The 16,288-nt window shown below is 63.9% G+C and carries 9 protein-coding genes and 1 pseudogene; 9 read left to right on the plus strand and 1 reads right to left on the minus strand.

What is annotated here, in order from left to right; genetic code table 11:
- Positions 1-2 precede the first annotated feature (2 nt).
- The 4 genes and pseudogenes from NKJ89_RS03155 to NKJ89_RS03170 all read left to right on the plus strand — a co-directional run bounded on the left by NKJ89_RS03155 (position 3) and on the right by NKJ89_RS03170 (position 5,947).
- Complete coding sequence (locus NKJ89_RS03155; protein WP_031260861.1) at positions 3-1,031, plus strand: extracellular solute-binding protein; 1,029 nt, start codon at positions 3-5, stop codon at positions 1,029-1,031.
- Between the two features lie 66 nt (positions 1,032-1,097).
- Positions 1,098-2,293: pseudogene (locus tag NKJ89_RS03160) on the plus strand (serine hydrolase domain-containing protein).
- Positions 2,294-2,324: 31 nt separating this feature from the next.
- The gene (locus tag NKJ89_RS03165) at positions 2,325-3,506 is read left to right on the plus strand and encodes a serine hydrolase domain-containing protein (protein ID WP_352599766.1); all 1,182 of its coding nucleotides are present in this window, start codon (positions 2,325-2,327) and stop codon (positions 3,504-3,506) included.
- Positions 3,507-3,622: 116 nt separating this feature from the next.
- Positions 3,623-5,947 (plus strand): Tex family protein, encoded by a 2,325-nt coding sequence (locus tag NKJ89_RS03170; RefSeq protein WP_352599768.1) that lies wholly within the window; start codon positions 3,623-3,625, stop codon positions 5,945-5,947.
- Here the strand turns inward: NKJ89_RS03170 and NKJ89_RS03175 are convergent, their stop codons facing one another.
- On the minus strand, positions 5,948-6,859 hold the full coding sequence (locus tag NKJ89_RS03175) for a LysR family transcriptional regulator (protein ID WP_352599769.1): 912 nt from the start codon (positions 6,857-6,859) through the stop codon (positions 5,948-5,950).
- 156 nt (positions 6,860-7,015) lie between these two features.
- Between NKJ89_RS03175 and NKJ89_RS03180 the strand changes: the two genes are divergently transcribed.
- The 5 genes from NKJ89_RS03180 to NKJ89_RS03200 all read left to right on the plus strand — a co-directional run bounded on the left by NKJ89_RS03180 (position 7,016) and on the right by NKJ89_RS03200 (position 16,222).
- Positions 7,016-8,212: an acyl-CoA dehydrogenase gene (locus NKJ89_RS03180; RefSeq protein ID WP_352599770.1), complete on the plus strand. Its 1,197-nt coding sequence runs from the start codon at positions 7,016-7,018 to the stop codon at positions 8,210-8,212.
- Positions 8,213-8,324: 112 nt separating this feature from the next.
- Positions 8,325-11,684 (plus strand): transglutaminase family protein, encoded by a 3,360-nt coding sequence (locus NKJ89_RS03185; protein ID WP_352599772.1) that lies wholly within the window; start codon positions 8,325-8,327, stop codon positions 11,682-11,684.
- Positions 11,685-11,690: 6 nt separating this feature from the next.
- Entirely contained in the window at positions 11,691-14,102 is a 2,412-nt protein-coding gene (locus NKJ89_RS03190; RefSeq protein ID WP_352599774.1) for a circularly permuted type 2 ATP-grasp protein, read from the plus strand.
- A gap of 28 nt (positions 14,103-14,130) precedes the next feature.
- A complete protein-coding gene (locus tag NKJ89_RS03195) occupies positions 14,131-15,015 on the plus strand; it encodes a transglutaminase family protein (RefSeq protein ID WP_352599776.1) in 885 nt (294 codons plus the stop codon).
- A gap of 100 nt (positions 15,016-15,115) precedes the next feature.
- On the plus strand, positions 15,116-16,222 hold the full coding sequence (locus NKJ89_RS03200) for a DNA topoisomerase IB (protein WP_352599778.1): 1,107 nt from the start codon (positions 15,116-15,118) through the stop codon (positions 16,220-16,222).
- Positions 16,223-16,288 lie beyond the last annotated feature (66 nt).

A 16,288-nucleotide genomic window follows, 5' to 3' on the forward strand; every position in this document is an offset into this window, starting at 1 on the left:
AAATGTCTAGGAAGATGATGGCTGCCGTTTCGACGGCAGCGCTTTTGTGGGCACTGCCTGCGCTCGCCGATGGCGAATTGCATATCTACAATTGGGGTGATTACACCAATCCCAAGCTGATCGAGAAGTTCGAGAAACAGTACAATGTGAAGGTTACGCTGGACGACTACGATTCCAACGAAACCATGTTGTCGAAAGTGCGCGCCGGCAATTCCGGTTACGACATTGTGGTGCCCTCCGACTACACTGTGAAGATCATGGTGGACGAGGGCCTGCTCGAAAAGACCGAGCCCAACGCGATGCCGAACGGCAAGAATATCGATCCGCGTTTTGTCGACATCTATTGGGACAAGGGCCGCCACTACACCGCGCCGTGGCAGTTCGGCACCACGACTTTCGCGGTCAACATGGACAAGTTCAAGGGCGACATCGACACGCTCAGCATCCTCTTCGACCCGCCGGCAGAGCTCAAGGGCCAGATCAACGTGCTCGACGACGTCAACACCGTCATGCATGCGGCCGAGCGTTATGCCGGCGTGCCGCGCTGCGGTGCCGACAAGGCCAATCTGAAAAAGGTCAACGACATCCTGATGGCCGCCAAGCCGTCGTGGAAGACCTTCAGCTACGACACCATCACCAAGATCACCTCCGGCGACGTAATCGTGACGGAACAGTGGAACGGCGCGACCTACCGCTCGCGGCAGAAAATCCCCGCCATCAAGTATGCCTATCCGAAGGAAGGCATCGAAGGCTGGATGGACAATGTGGCGGTGCTGAAAGGCGCCAAGAACCTCGATAATGCCAAGCTGTTCCAGGATTTCGTCATGGCCCCGGAAAACGCGGCGCTGATCTCGGAATTCGCTGGCTATGACAACGGCATTGCCGGCAGCCACAAGTTCCTGCAAGCGGATTTCGCCAATTCGCCCGAACTCAACCCCCCGGCAGGTGCGCCGGCAGCGGAATTCGTTCCGCCGTGCCCGCCTGAAGTGGTCGAGATCTACAACAAGATCTGGACCAACCTGCGCAAGTAAGGCTCGGTTCAAAATCTTACGGAAGGGGGGCATCGGCCTCCCTTCTTTGCGCTTAGGAGAGGCTCAATGATGTCCTATCGCAACAGCGACCCGCGTCTGCCGATCATGCAGGGCTCGCCACCCGCCATGGTGGTTCCCAAGCTTGACTGGGACCGGCCGCCGTGGAACCGCTGGGCGTTCCAGCACATCCGCGAATTCCTGCCGACCGCCGAAGTCTGGCGCGGCAATGGCCATCGCCACCGTTTCGAACGCGCCGAGGTCGATCTCGACGGGCTGGCGGTCGAGGACAGCACAGGCGCGCCGACGACGCTCGCCGGGCTGCTCGACGAGACCTATACGGACGGCTTCCTGGTGCTCAAGGACGGCAAGGTTGCCTATGAGCGCTATTTCAACGACATGGGCGAACGCACGCTGCACCTGTCGCAATCGATGGCGAAATCCATCACCGGTTCGGTGTTCGGCATACTGGTCGGGCGCAACTTGATCGATCCGGCCAGGCCGGTGACGACCTATCTGCCGGAACTCAGCGCGACAGGCTGGGCCGGAGCCAGCGTCCAGCATGTGCTGGACATGACCAGCGGCGTTCGCTTCTCCGAGGAATATACCGACCGCTATTCCGACATCGGCCAAGTCGACGTCGCCACCGGCTGGAGCCCGTGCCGCCTGACAGCGACCCGGACTTCCGCTGGCCCTCGCATATGTTCGAACTGATCCTGGGCTTGAAGGAAACTCTCCGCCCGCACGGGGCTGCCTTCGAATACCGCTCGATTGAGACCGACGTGCTTGCCTTCATCATGGAGCGCGTGACGGGCAAGCGGCTGCCGCAGCTGGTTTCGGAAGAACTCTGGCAAAAGCTCGGCGCTGACGAAAGCGCCTGCTTCACCGTCGACAGCGCCGGTTATGCGGTGGCCGACGGCGGCTTCAACGCGACGCTGCGCGACTACGGCCGCTTTGGCCAGCTGATCCTCGACAATGGTGGCGGCGTCGTGCCGGCCGAATGGATCGAGGCGACACGCAACGGCACGCATGGGCCGGATTTCAGCCCCAGCCTGCCGGAGGGCAGCTATCGCAACCAGTTCTGGATCGAGGACCCGCGCTCGCGCGCTCTGATGTGCCGGGGCGTGTTCGGGCAGATGATCCATATCGACTGGAACACCGGAATGGTCGTGGTGAAGCTTTCGACCTGGCCGGATTTCAGCAATGTCGCCTATTCCATGGCAACGCTGAAGGCCGTGCACGCCATCGCCGCCGCGTTGAGCTGAGCCCGCAAGAAACGACCCGGGAAGAAACGCCATGACCGGCAAGACCGCGTTCGAGACCCGGTACGGCTTCCGCCGCAACGAGGTGCTGCTCGCCAACTGGCGCGAAAACCCGTTCAACCGATGGTCGTTCCAGAATCTTGGCGAACTGGTGCCTACCGCCCGCGTGGCGGCAGCGCCGGCTGGTGTCGAGATGCCGGTCCGGGACATGAGCGGCCTGCTCGACGAGAAGGTCACGGTCGCCAGCACACCGGAGACGGTGGCTGAATTTCTCGGGCGTTCGAGCACCGATGCGCTGACGGTGATGAAGGGCGGCAAGATCGTCGGCGACTGGTTCGCGCTGCACATGGATTTCGGCGCCCGCCATATCATCTTTTCGATCAGCAAGTCGCTGACGGCCATCATTGCCGGCATATTGGAAGGCGAGGGGGTGTTCGACCCGGAAGCGTCGGTGACGCAGTATATTCCTGAGGCCGCCGGCTCTGCCTATGGCGATGCGAGCGTGCGGCATGTGCTCGACATGAGCGTCAGCCTCGATTTCGAGGAAGCCTATCTCGACCCGGAGAGCGCATTCGCCCGCTACCGCCGCGCCACGCTGTGGAATCCTGGCGGCGGCAGGGAGAGCCTGCGGGAATTCATCCTGACCCTGCAGCATCTTGCCGAGCCGCATGGCCAGACCTTCCGCTACCGCTCGCCCAATTCCGACCTGCTGGGTCTGTTGCTCGAGAGCGCGTCCGGCCAGCGTTTTGCCGACCTGATGCGTGAGAAATTATGGCTGCCGCTTGGCACCGTCAGCGACGCTTCGATCAGCGTCGACATGGAAGGCACGGCCCGCACCGCCGGCGGCATTTCGGTGACGCCGCGCGACCTGGCGCGCGTTGGCGAGATGATGCGGCAAGGCGGGGTGGCCAATGGCCGACGCATCGTGCCGGAAGCCTGGGTGCGAGACACGGTTGCTACCGGCGGCAGTGCCGCCGCCTGGCAGCGCGGCACGATGCGGCCATTGTTTCCCAAAGGCCGTTACCGCAACAAATGGTACCAGACTGGACACGAAAACGGCGTCTATTGCGGCATCGGCATTCATGGCCAGTGGCTCTATGTCGATCCGAAGACCGAAGTGGTGATCGCCAAGATGTCGTCGCAGTCGGAACCGGTCGACGATCGGCTCGATGCCGAGATCGTCGCCTTTTTTGGGGCGCTGAGCCGCATGGTCTGAGCGCCGCATTAGCATGCGCATTCCTGTGGACCCGCCGGGCTGATCAAAGCGCGGCGGTTGGCGGACCGAGCATCTGCGCCTATGGTCCCCGCTCTTTCGACGAGAGCAGGAACGACATGGCATCCGACATCAAGCGCATCGCAGCCATCATCGCGGCCGAGATCAGTGCCCGGCCCGAACAGGCGGTCGCTGCGATCGAATTGCTCGACGAGGGCGCGACGGTGCCGTTCGTGGCGCGCTACCGCAAGGAGGTCACCGGCGGGCTGGACGACACGCAATTGCGCGACCTTGCCGAACGGCTTGCCTACCTGCGCGAGCTCGATGCCCGCCGCGACACCATCCTTGGCTCCATCCGCGAGCAGGGCAAGCTGACCGCAGAGCTTGAGGGCAAGATCGTCGCCGCCACCACCAAGGCGGAACTGGAAGATATCTATCTGCCCTACAAGCCCAAGCGCCGCACCAAAGCCGAGATCGCTCGGGAGCGCGGGCTGGGGCCGCTGGCGGAAGCCATTCTCGCCGACCGCTCGCTCGTTCCGGCCGAACTGGCGCTAGCTTATGTCAGCGAAGATGTTGCCGACGCCAAGGCGGCGCTCGACGGCGCGCGCGACATCCTGTCGGAACAGTTCGCCGAGAATGCCGACCTGATCGGCAAGTTGCGCACCCACATGAAGGAACGTGCTTTCATGCGGGCCAGGGTGGTCGACGGCAAACAAGAGGCCGGCGCGAAATTCTCCGATTATTTCGACCATGTCGAGCGCTGGGCGAATGTGCCGAGCCATCGCGCGCTGGCGATGCTGCGCGGCCGCAACGAGGAAGTGCTGTCGCTCGACATCGAGGTCGATGCCGACGACGCTTCGCCGGTGAAGCCGGTCGAGCGGATGATCGCCAATGCCTATGCCATCGGCGGCAGCCTGCCGGGCGACCGCTGGCTGATGGAGGTGGCGGGCTGGACCTGGCGCATAAAACTGTCGCTGCACCTGACGCTCGATTTGATGCGCGATCTGCGCGAACGAGCGGAAGAGGAAGCGATCCACGTCTTTGCCCGCAATCTAAAGGATTTGCTGCTCGCGGCTCCCGCCGGTTCTCGTGCCACGATGGGGCTCGACCCCGGCATCCGCACCGGCGTCAAGGTGGCGGTGGTCGACGGAACCGGCAAGGTGCTGACCACGACGACGGTCTATCCGTTTCCGCCGAGGAACGATGTGCGTGGCACACAGGCGGAACTCGCCAAGCTTATCCGCCTGCACAAGGTCGAACTGATCTCGATCGGCAACGGCACCGGCAGCCGCGAGACGGAAAAGCTGGTGGCGGACATGCTGTCCGACATGCCGGCGGACGGTGGCCCGAAGCCATTGAAGGTGATCGTTAGCGAGGCGGGCGCCTCGGTCTATTCGGCATCGGCGACGGCGGCGGCGGAATTCCCCGGCCTCGACGTATCCTTGCGAGGCGCCGTGTCGATCGCCCGGCGGCTGCAGGATCCGCTGGCCGAGCTGGTCAAGATCGAGCCAAAATCGATCGGCGTCGGCCAATATCAGCACGATGTCGACCAGTACCGGCTGGGACGTTCGCTGGAAGCGGTGGTGGAGGATGCCGTCAACGCCGTCGGCGTCGATCTCAACACCGCCTCGGCGCCACTCCTGGCGCGCGTTTCAGGTCTCGGTGCGTCACTCGCGGACGCCATTGTCGCGCATCGCGATGCGACCGGCCCTTTCGCCAGCCGGAAGGATCTGCTGAAGGTCGCCCGCCTTGGACCTCGGGCGTTCGAGCAAAGCGCCGGCTTCCTGCGCATTGCCAATGGCAGCGAGCCGCTCGATGCCTCGTCGGTGCACCCCGAAGCCTATGGCGTGGCGAAGAAGATCGTTGCCGCCTGTGGGCGCGATGTCCGTTCGCTGATGGGGGACAGTGCAACACTGAAGGCGCTCGACCCGCGCGTCTTCGTCGATGAGCGTTTCGGCTTGCCAACGGTGCGCGATATCCTGGCGGAGCTGGAAAAGCCCGGCCGCGATCCGCGTCCCGGTTTCAAGACGGCGACCTTTGCCGACGGCATCGACGACATCAAGGATCTGAAGCCCGGCATGCTGCTGGAAGGCACGGTCACCAATGTCGCCGCCTTCGGCGCCTTCGTCGATATCGGCGTCCATCAGGACGGGCTGGTGCATGTCTCGCAACTGGCCGACCGGTTCATCAAGGATGCGCATGAGGTGGTCAAGGCTGGCGACGTGGTGAAGGTGCGGGTTGTCGATGTCGACATCAAGCGCAAGCGCATTGCGCTTTCGATGCGCAAGGACGGGGGCGAAGGCGGGGCACCGCGCGGTGGGCCGCGCGACAATGGCGGCGGCAGGCCAGCGCCACGTGCACCGGCGCCGCAGCGCCAACCGGAGCGGCCCGCACAGCAAGGCGCGTTCGGCGCGGCGCTGGCCGATGCGCTGAAGCGGAAGTAGCTACCAAGCCAGAACTGCCGGCTCCTTCTCAACCTGACCCAGCAACCAGTCGCGAAAGCTGGCGACGGGGGGATGGCCGCGCTTGTCGTGCGGGACGACGAGATAGTAGGCGCTGCGGCTTTGCATCGGCTGGCCGGGCGCCAGCACGAGCTGGCCGCGATGCAATTCGCCTGCGATGAGGATCAGCGGCAACAGCGCCACGCCGAGGCCAGCCATGCAGGCCTGGGCAGCGGTGCCGAACTGTTCGAACTGCATGCCGGGTCCGCTCGGCGCGCTCAGCCCCTGATGCTCGAACCATTCGGTCCAGGCGCCGGGCCGCGTCGCCATATGCAGCAGCGGCAAGCGGCCGATATCGGCCGGTGAGGCGATGGCGCGGCCGGCGAGGAATTCGGCCGAGACCACCGGCGCCACCGTTTCGCGAACCAGAAGCGTCGAGTCGGCCTCCGGCCAGTCCGGCAGGCCGTAGTGGATTGCCGCATCCAGCCTCTCCCTAGCGAAGTCGAAGCGGCCGACGCGAGTGACAAAGTTGATGGTGATATCGGGATTGTTTTCGACGAAATCGGGTATCATCGGCATAAGCCAGCGCGTGCCGAAGGTCGGCAATATGGCAAGGTTCAGGATGCCGCTATGCCGATTGCTCATCAATCCAAGGGCTGCGTCACGCAACTGGCCAAGGGCTGAACGCACCGCGTCGGCGTAGATTTCGCCTGATGTCGACAGCCTGACATTGCGGCTGTCGCGCTCGAACAATCGGCGGCCGAACTGATCTTCCAGCAACCTGATCTGCCTACTGACCGCGCCCTGGGTCAGATCAAGCTCTTGGGCGGCGGCGGTGAAACTACCAAGGCGGGCCACAGCCTCGAAGGCGGCAAGGGCGCTGACGTTGGGCAAAAGGCGGCGCTGGACATTCATGATCCATTACTAACGCTCATTGATCGGTGAAGCAATTTCGTTTGATTTTTTCGGGGCGCGGGCCGATAAGCCGGGCCAAGTTTTTGCTTCATGCATGTCGTCATCCCAAAACCGCTGAATACTTTTGGGCGACATGCATTGGTTTGGGAGAACGCCATGGCTGCCGACAAGAATGCATTCGTCTGGGAAGACCCGTTCCTGATCGAGGACCAGCTTTCGGAAGTCGAGCGCATGGTGCGCGATAGTGCTGCGGCCTTTGCCGCCGACAGACTGGCGCCTCGAATCGAGGACGCCTATCTCAACGAGACCTTCGACACCGCTATCTTCCGCGAAATGGGCGAGGCCGGCCTGCTCGGCATCAACATCCCCGAGGAATTCGGCGGGCTCGGCGCCAACTATGTGACCTACGGGCTGGTCGCGCGGGAGGTCGAACGTGTTGACTCGGGCTATCGCTCGATGATGTCAGTGCAGTCGTCGCTGGTGATGTATCCGATCTATGCCTACGGCTCTGACGAACAGCGCAGAAAATACCTGCCCAAGCTTGCCAGCGGCGAATGGATCGGCTGTTTCGGCCTGACCGAGCCGGATGCCGGCTCCGACCCCGGCGGCATGAAGACGCGCGCCGAGAAGACCGCCAATGGCTACAGACTTTCCGGCTCGAAGATGTGGATTTCCAACGCGCCGGTCGCCGATGTGTTCGTCGTCTGGGCGAAGTTGAAGGGCGAGAACGGCAAGGACGAGATCCGCGGCTTTGTGCTGGAAAAGGGCATGAAGGGGCTTTCGGCGCCGACTATCGGCGGCAAGCTGTCGCTGCGGGCATCGATCACCGGCGAAGTGGTGATGGAAGGCGTCGAAGTCGGGGAAGACGCGCTGCTGCCCAACGCCAAGGGCCTTGGCGGTCCATTCGGCTGCCTCAACCGGGCCCGCTACGGCATTTCCTGGGGCTCGATGGGGGCTGCGGAAGATTGCTGGCACCGCGCCCGCCAATACGGTCTTGATCGCAAGCAGTTCGGCAAGCCGTTGGCCGGCACGCAGCTTTACCAGAAGAAGCTCGCCGACATGCAGACCGAGATAGCGCTTGGGCTGCAGGCATCGTTGCGCGTCGGACGGTTGCTCGATGAAGGCAAGATGGCGCCGGAAATGATCTCGATCGTCAAGCGCAACAATTGCGGCAAGGCGCTCGACATCGCCCGCCAGGCCCGCGACATGCATGGCGGCAACGGCATCCAGATCGGCTACCACGTCATGCGCCATGCGCAGAACCTGGAGACGGTCAACACCTATGAGGGCACGCATGACGTGCACGCGCTGATCCTGGGACGGGCGCAGACGGGGATACAGGCGTTCTTCTGAGCGTTCGGCAGCTGCTTAAATTAGGTGCACCGCAACATCTCTGCTTGGAGAATGGCCGCCTGATGTGTCAGGGTTCAGCGAAATCGTTTGAAACGCTGAATTCCGGGGCTTCATGGCAATTCTGGCAGCTGTCTATCACCTGACCCATTACAAGTACGACCGGCCGGTGGTTCTCGGTCCCCAGATCATCAGGCTGCAGCCGGCGCCGCATTCCCGCACCAAGGTGCTCAGCCATTCGCTCAAAGTCGAGCCGGCGAACCACTTCGTCAATCTGCAGCAGGATCCCTACGGCAACTTCCTTGCCCGCTTCGTCTTCCCGGAGCCGGTGACGGAGCTGAAGATCGAGGTCGACCTTGTCGCTGACATGACGGTCTACAATCCGTTCGACTTCTTCGTCGAACCATCGGCCGAGACCTTCCCGTTCGAGTACCCGGAAGAGATACGCGACGATCTCGCCATCTACCGGACGCCGGAGCCGGCCGGCCCGTTGCTTTCGGCCTTGCTCGGAACAATCGACCGCAGCGCGCCGAATACTGTCAATTTCCTCGTCGATCTCAATGCGCGGCTGCAGCGCGAAATTGCCTATATCGTTCGCATGGAGACCGGTGTGTTCTCGCCGGAGGAGACGCTTGCGGCGAAAAAGGGTTCGTGCCGGGATTCGAGCTGGCTGCTGGTGCAGATCCTGCGCAATCTCGGCATCGCCGCGCGCTTCGTTTCCGGCTACCTGATCCAGTTGAAGCCGGATCTGGTGGCGCTCGACGGGCCAGCCGGAACCGCCGTCGACTTCACCGACCTGCATGCCTGGTGCGAGGTCTATCTTCCCGGCGCGGGCTGGATCGGCTTCGACCCGACCTCGGGCCTGCTCACCGGCGAAAGTCATGTGCCGCTGGCGGCGACGCCGCATTTCCGCAACGCTGCCCCGATTTCCGGCATGGCGAGCTTCGCCAATGTCGAATTCGGCTTCGACATGCGGGTCGACCGCATCGCCGAGCATCCGCGCATCACCAAACCGTTCTCGGATCAAAGCTGGCAGGCGCTCGATGCGCTCGGCAACAAGGTCGATGCTGCACTGTCGGCCGGGGACGTGCGGCTGACGATGGGCGGCGAGCCGACCTTCGTGTCGATCGACGATTTCGAGTCGGCCGAGTGGAACACCGCGGCCGTCGGCCCGACCAAGCGTGAAAGGGCCGATGAACTGATCCGAAAACTGCGTGGGCGTTTCGCGCCGGGTGGTTTCCTCCATTATGGCCAGGGCAAATGGTATCCGGGCGAAAGCCTGCCGCGCTGGACCTTTTCGCTCTACTGGCGGGCCGATGGCGAGCCGGTGTGGAGCGACCCGTCGCTGATCGCGCGCGAAAAGAGCGAGGCCGATGTCGGCCCGAAACAGGCCGAAAGCCTACTGACCGCGATTGCCGGCGAACTCGGCATCGACAAAAGCATGGTCAGCGAAGCCTATGAGGATCCGGCCGAGTGGCTGCTCAAGGAGGGCAAGCTGCCGGACAATGTCGATCCGTCCAACTCCAAGCTTGAGGACCCGGAAGAGCGCAGCCGCATGGCGAAAGTGTTCGAACGCGGGCTGACCAAGCCGTCGGGTTACGTGTTGCCCGTGCAGCGCTGGAACAGCCAGGCGTCAGGGCCGCGCTGGCGCTCGGAAAGATGGCATACGCGGCGCGGCCGGCTGTTCCTGGTGCCGGGCGATTCACCCGTCGGCTACCGCTTGCCGCTCGGCACGTTGCCCTATGTGCCGCCGGCGCAGTTCCCCTACATCGTGCCGGTCGATCCATCGCTGCCGCGCGGACCGTTGCCCGCGCGCGAAGCCATATTGCCCGGGACGGCTCCGGCCGAACAGGAAGGCGCCGACGAGATGGCGCGCCGCCAGCAGGCGGCGTCCTTCACGGCGGCGACCGGCCAGCAGGATCGGGTGGAACAGGAGATCACCGAGATCGGCGGCGCGGTGCGCACCGCACTTTCGGTCGAACCGCGCGACGGCCGGCTCTGCGTGTTCATGCCGCCAGTCGAAGCGCTGGAGGATTATCTCGAACTGGTCGCGGCGGCCGAAAACGCGGCAAAGGCGATCGGCCTTCCCGTGCATATCGAAGGCTATGGCCCGCCGCATGATCCGCGCCTCAACGTCATCCGCGTGGCGCCCGATCCCGGCGTCATCGAGGTCAACATCCATCCGGCCTCGAACTGGCAGGATTGCGTGGCGACGACGACGGCGATCTACGAGGAAGCGCGGCAGACGCGGCTTGGCGCCGACAAGTTCATGATCGACGGCCGTCATACCGGCACCGGCGGCGGCAACCATGTCGTTGTCGGCGGCGCGACGCCCAACGACAGCCCGTTCCTGCGCCGGCCGGACCTGTTGAAGAGCCTTGTGCTGCAATGGCAGCGGCGTCCGTCGCTGTCCTATCTTTTCTCGGGCCTGTTCATCGGCCCGACCAGCCAGGCGCCGCGCTTCGACGAGGCGCGTCACGACTCGCTCTACGAACTCGAAATCGCGATGGCGCAGGTGCCGCATCCAGATCAGGGCGCAGCACCTTTGCCGTGGCTGGTCGACCGGCTGTTCCGCAATTTGTTGACCGACGTCACCGGGAATACGCATCGCTCGGAAATTTGCATCGACAAGCTGTTCTCGCCGGACGGTCCAACCGGCCGGCTGGGTCTTGTCGAGTTCCGCGGTTTCGAGATGCCGCCCAATGCGCGCATGAGCCTGGCGCAGCAACTGCTTGTCAGGGCGATTATTGCCCGCGCGTGGAAGAGCCCGCTCGATGGCCGCTTCGTGCGCTGGGGTACCTCGCTGCATGACCGCTTCATGCTGCCGCACTATGTCTGGGCCGATTTTCTCGACGTGCTTGACGACCTCAAGCTCAACGGTTTCGAGTTCAGGCCCGAATGGTTCGACGCCCAGCTCGAATTCCGCTTCCCGTTCTGCGGCGAGGTTCAGCACGCGGGCGTCAAGCTGGAACTGCGGCAGGCGCTGGAGCCATGGCATGTCATGGGCGAGCAAGGCGCGATCGGCGGCACCGTGCGCTTCGTCGATTCCTCGGTCGAGCGGCTGCAGGTCAAGACCGAAGGTCTCAATCCGGAGCGCCACGCGATCGTTTGCAACGGCCGCATCGTGCCCATGAAGGTCACGGACAATCGCGAAGTCGCTGTGGCGGGCGTTCGTTTCAAGGCCTGGCAGCCGGCTTCGGGCCTGCATCCGGCGCTGCCGGTCAACACGCCGCTGGTGTTCGATATCTATGACCGCTGGTCGGGCCGGGCGGTCGGCGGCTGCGTCTACCATGTCGCGCATCCCGGCGGGCGCAACTACGATACCTTCCCGGTCAACGGCAACGAGGCGGAGGCACGGCGCCTCGCCCGCTTCGAACCGCGCGGGCATACGCCGTCCGCCTATGTGCTGCGTGAAGAACAACCGGCGGAAGATTTCCCGATGACCCTTGACCTTCGGCGGCCGGCAAGACTCTGATCAGCGATGGCGAAGGGGAATCACAGACGAGTACGCGGCAAGCCGCAGATCCACAGCCTGCTGGAGCACTACCAGCCGATCGACGGCGTCGTCGACGAGATGGTCGACGCGTCAGGCAATCCCCGCCCGACATGGAAACACTTCATCGAGGCGCTCGACGAGCTGGGGCCTGAAAAGCTTGGCCAGCGATTTGCCCGTGCCGACCAGTATCTGCGCGATGCCGGTGTTTATTACCGCGTCTACGACAAGGCCGGCGCCAATGAGCGCGAATGGCCGCTGGCGCATGTCCCGGTTCTCATCGAAGAGAGCGAGTGGGCGGCGATCAGCGCCGGCCTCGTGCAGCGCGCCGAACTGTTCGAGGAAACAATCGCCGATATCTACGGGCCGAACCGGCTGGTCGAAAAAGGCATACTGCCGGCGGGACTGATCGCGGCGAGCCCGGAGTATTTGCGTCCCGTCGTCGGCACCAAGCCGGCCGGCGGCCATTTCCTGCATTTCTGCGCCTTCGAGCTCGGCCGCGGGCCTGACGGCCAATGGTGGGTGCTTGGCGACCGCACCCAGGCGCCGTCGGGCGCCGGCTTCGCACTGGAGAACCGTGTCGCCACCACGCGCGCGCTGTCCGATATCTATGGCGAGATGCATGTGCACCGCCTTGCCGGCTTCTTCCGCCGCTTTCGCGACGCGCTGATCGGCATGGCCAAGGAGACCGACGGCCGCGTCGCCATCCTGACGCCTGGGCCGCTCAACGAAACCTACTACGAACACGCCTATATCGCCCGTTATCTCGGTATCATGCTGCTCGAAGGCGAGGATTTGACCGTTTCCGGCGGCAGGCTGATGGTGCGCACGGTTTCCGGGCTGATGCCGATCAGCGTGTTGTGGCGGCGGCTCGATGCGGCTTTCGCCGATCCGCTCGAACTGCGAGCGGACTCGCAGATCGGCACACCGGGCCTGGTCGAGGCGATCCGCCAGGGTGCGGTTGCGACCGTCAATGCGCTGGGCTCCGGCCTGATGGAGACACGGGCGCTGCTTGCCTTCCTGCCCAAGATTTCACGCGCCTTGCGGGGCGAGGAATTGCTGCTGCCAAGTGTCGCGACATGGTGGTGCGGGCAAGCAACCGAACGTGCGCATGTGCTGGCCAATATCGATCGCATGGTCATTGGCCCGGCGCTGTCGACGAGACTTGCCTTCGAGGATGACGACCAGACGAAGCTTGGCTCGGCGCTGTCGGCCGGGGAGCGGGCGGAGCTGGTGTCGCGCATCGAACGCGATGGCGGCAACTTCGTTGGCCAGGAAGCGGTGACTCTTTCGACGACGCCCGTCTATGTCGGCGGCTGGCTGGAGCCCCGGCCGGCGAGCCTGCGCGTTTACCTGGCGCGAACGCCCGAGGGCTGGATGGTGATGCCGGGGGGCTTTGCCCGCGTCGGCCTATCGCTCGACCCGACGGCGATCGCGATGCAGCGCGGAGGCCAGGCGGCGGACGTCTGGGTGGTCAGCGAGCGACCGGTGGAGCGCGAGACGCTGCTGCCGCAAGAAGGCGACAGTTTCACGCGCACCAGGCCCGGTAGCCTGCCCAGCCGGGCGGCGGAGAACCTGACCTGGCTTGGACGTTATATCGAACGCTCGGAAGACACGGTGCGCATCCTACGTGCCTATCATGTGCGGCTGGCCGAAACCTCCGACCCGGATATGCCGCTGCTCGCCGACATCAGGGAGTATCTCCAACCTTTCGGCATCGACATCGAGACGGCGATCCCGTCAGGGCTGATCGGTACGCTGGATAGCGCGGTCTACAGCGCCGGTCAGATTCGCGACCGCTTCTCGCCCGATGGCTGGCTGGCGCTGAAGGACCTGTCGAAGACCATCCATCAGTTCGCAACGACGGTAGCGCCAGGCGACGACGCGACCCGGGCGATGACGGTCGTCCTGCGCAAGCTCGCCGGCTTTTCCGGCCTGCTGCACGAGAACATGTACCGCTTCGCCGGCTGGCGCTTCCTCGAGATCGGCCGGAGGCTGGAGCGCGGCATCCAGATCGCCCGTACGCTATCGCGGCTGACCAGCGCCAAGGCGCCGGACGGCGCGCTCGACATGATGCTGGAGATCGGCGACAGCGTGATGACCCACCGTCGGCAATATCCGGTGCAGGCCGGCCGGCGCACGGTGATCGATCTCTTGGCGCTCGACCCGCTCAATCCTCGCTCCATCCTGTTCCAGCTCGAAAGGCTGAAGGCCGAGATCGGCCTGTTGCCATCGCTCGGCGGGCAAGGGCACATGTCGCCGGCGGCGAAGGAAATCCTGCAGCTCAACACTGCCATCGCCATCAAGGAGCCTTCGGACATGACGGCGAAGGCGCTGGACGATCTCGCCCACGAAATCGGCGGCCTCTACAACAGCCTCGCCAAAGCCTATCTCGGCTAAGCAGGTTCCGGAACAAGAAAAGTAGGGCATGCTTTACGATATCAGGCTTCATCTGCATTACGACTATGCCGCGGCGGCCGGCGGCGGCCGCCATCAGATCCGCGTGCTGCCGTCGACGATATCCGGCGTTCAGCGCGTCATCGCGGCATCACTGTCCTTTGCGCCGGCGCCCAACGAGCGTTCTGATTTTTCCGACTTCTTCGGCAACAACGTCACCTCGATCGCCTTTCGCGAGGCGCATGAGACGCTCGACATAAGGATGAGCGCACGCGTATCGGTGTCGCGGCCCGAGCCCGGCCTCGACGTATCGCCCGATATCGGCAGGCTCAGGCAGGAGCTTGCTGCCGTGCGGTCGCTGGCGCCTGATACACCCCACCATTTCCTGACGGCCAGCATTCATGCCGGCATCGATGGTGCGATCACCGGCTACGCTCGCGATAGCGTCGCCGGCTCGGCCGCCGGCACGGCGATGAACCTGTGCAACCGCATCCATCGCGATTTCACCTATGACGGCGAGGCGACCACGGTGCGAACCAGGGCCAGCGACGCCTTCAAGTTGAAGCGCGGTGTCTGCCAGGATTTTTCGCATATCATGATCGCCGGCCTGCGAGGGCTCGGTATTCCGGCCGGCTATGTCAGCGGCTTCCTGCGCACCATCCCACCGAAGGGCAAACCCCGGCTGGAAGGCGCCGATGCCATGCATGCCTGGGTCAAGGTCTGGTGTGGGCGCGACGCCGGCTGGCAGGAATTCGATCCGACCAACGGCATGCGGGCCAGCAACGACCACATCACCGTCGGTTATGGCCGCGACTACTCTGACGTGGCGCCGATCGTGGGCGTTCTCAAGACCACGGGAGGGCAGGTCGGCGAGCAAGCTGTCGACGTCATTCCGGTCGTGCTCGAAAAGGCGTGAGATTCGGGCCGGCGCTGTCGCCCGCCCCCGGCTTTTCCGACCATGCGTGGAACCAGCAATCGGCCAGTGGCTTATCTACGGATATTTGCGCGGAGCTGACATGCTGCAGAAATCCGGATTGTCACACAGCCGGCCGGCTGACGGAGACACTGTGCCGAAAAATGGCACGCCCAGGAACGGGTCGCAAAGCTCGGCCGAACACGCGTCGCTTACCTATGTCAGTGATGCCGAGCCGGGTATCCGGCGGCTGAAGACAGGCAAGGGGTTTTCTTACAGAGGGCCGGATGGGCGGCCCGTCGCCGATGCTACCAGGGCGCGTATCGAGGCAATTGTCATTCCGCCGGCCTGGACGGATGTGTGGATTTCGCCCGACGCCGACGGCCATATCCAGGCAACGGGCAGGGACCTGCGCGGACGCAAGCAATACCGCTACCATCCGCAATGGGCCGAAGAACGCGACGGCGCCAAATATTCGAGCCTCGTCGCCTTTGCCGAAAGCCTGCCGACCCTGCGGCGCAGGATCGACAGCGATCTGCGCCGTCCCGGTTTGCCGTTCGAGCGTGTCGTCGCCGCGGTCGTCTGGCTGCTCGACAACACGATGATCCGGGTCGGCAATGCCGCTTATGCCCGCGACAACAAGAGCTTCGGGCTGACCACGTTGCGTGACCGCCATGTCGATATCGTCGGTTCAAGCCTGCGCTTTGCCTTCAACGGCAAGTCCGGCAAGGAGTGGAAGCTGAAGCTGGTCGACCGCCGTATCGCCAGGATTGTTCGCGGCGCGCAGGATCTGCCGGGCCAGAAGCTGTTTCAGTACCTCGATGACGACGGCAACAGGCGGCCGGTCCATTCAGAGGACGTCAACCGCTATATCCGTGAGGCGGCTGGTGACGCCTTCAGCTCGAAGCATTTCCGCACCTGGGGCGGCACCATCCACGCCGCATCGCTGTTTGCACAGACGGAATTGCCGGAAAGCCAGGCACAGCAAAAGCGGGTGATGAACAGCGTCGTCGACAAGGTCGCCGAGCGGCTGGGCAACACACGCGCGGTCTGCCGCAAATGCTACATCCATCCGCAGCTCTTCGAGGCGTGGTCAAAGGGGCGATTGCTGGACGAAATGGCGCAGGCCAACAAGCATAAGCGCTCGATCGATGGTCTGGACGATGAGGAAGCGCTCGTGCTGCGATGGCTGAAGCTACACGAAAGCTGACCGGCAGCGACGGAGCGTCGCCAAATCCGCCGCCTCGGGATTTTTTTATCGACGCCGTGTCGGGAT

This window comes from Mesorhizobium sp. M0047, assembly GCF_040323315.1.
In the GTDB taxonomy this organism is placed as follows: domain Bacteria; phylum Pseudomonadota; class Alphaproteobacteria; order Rhizobiales; family Rhizobiaceae; genus Mesorhizobium.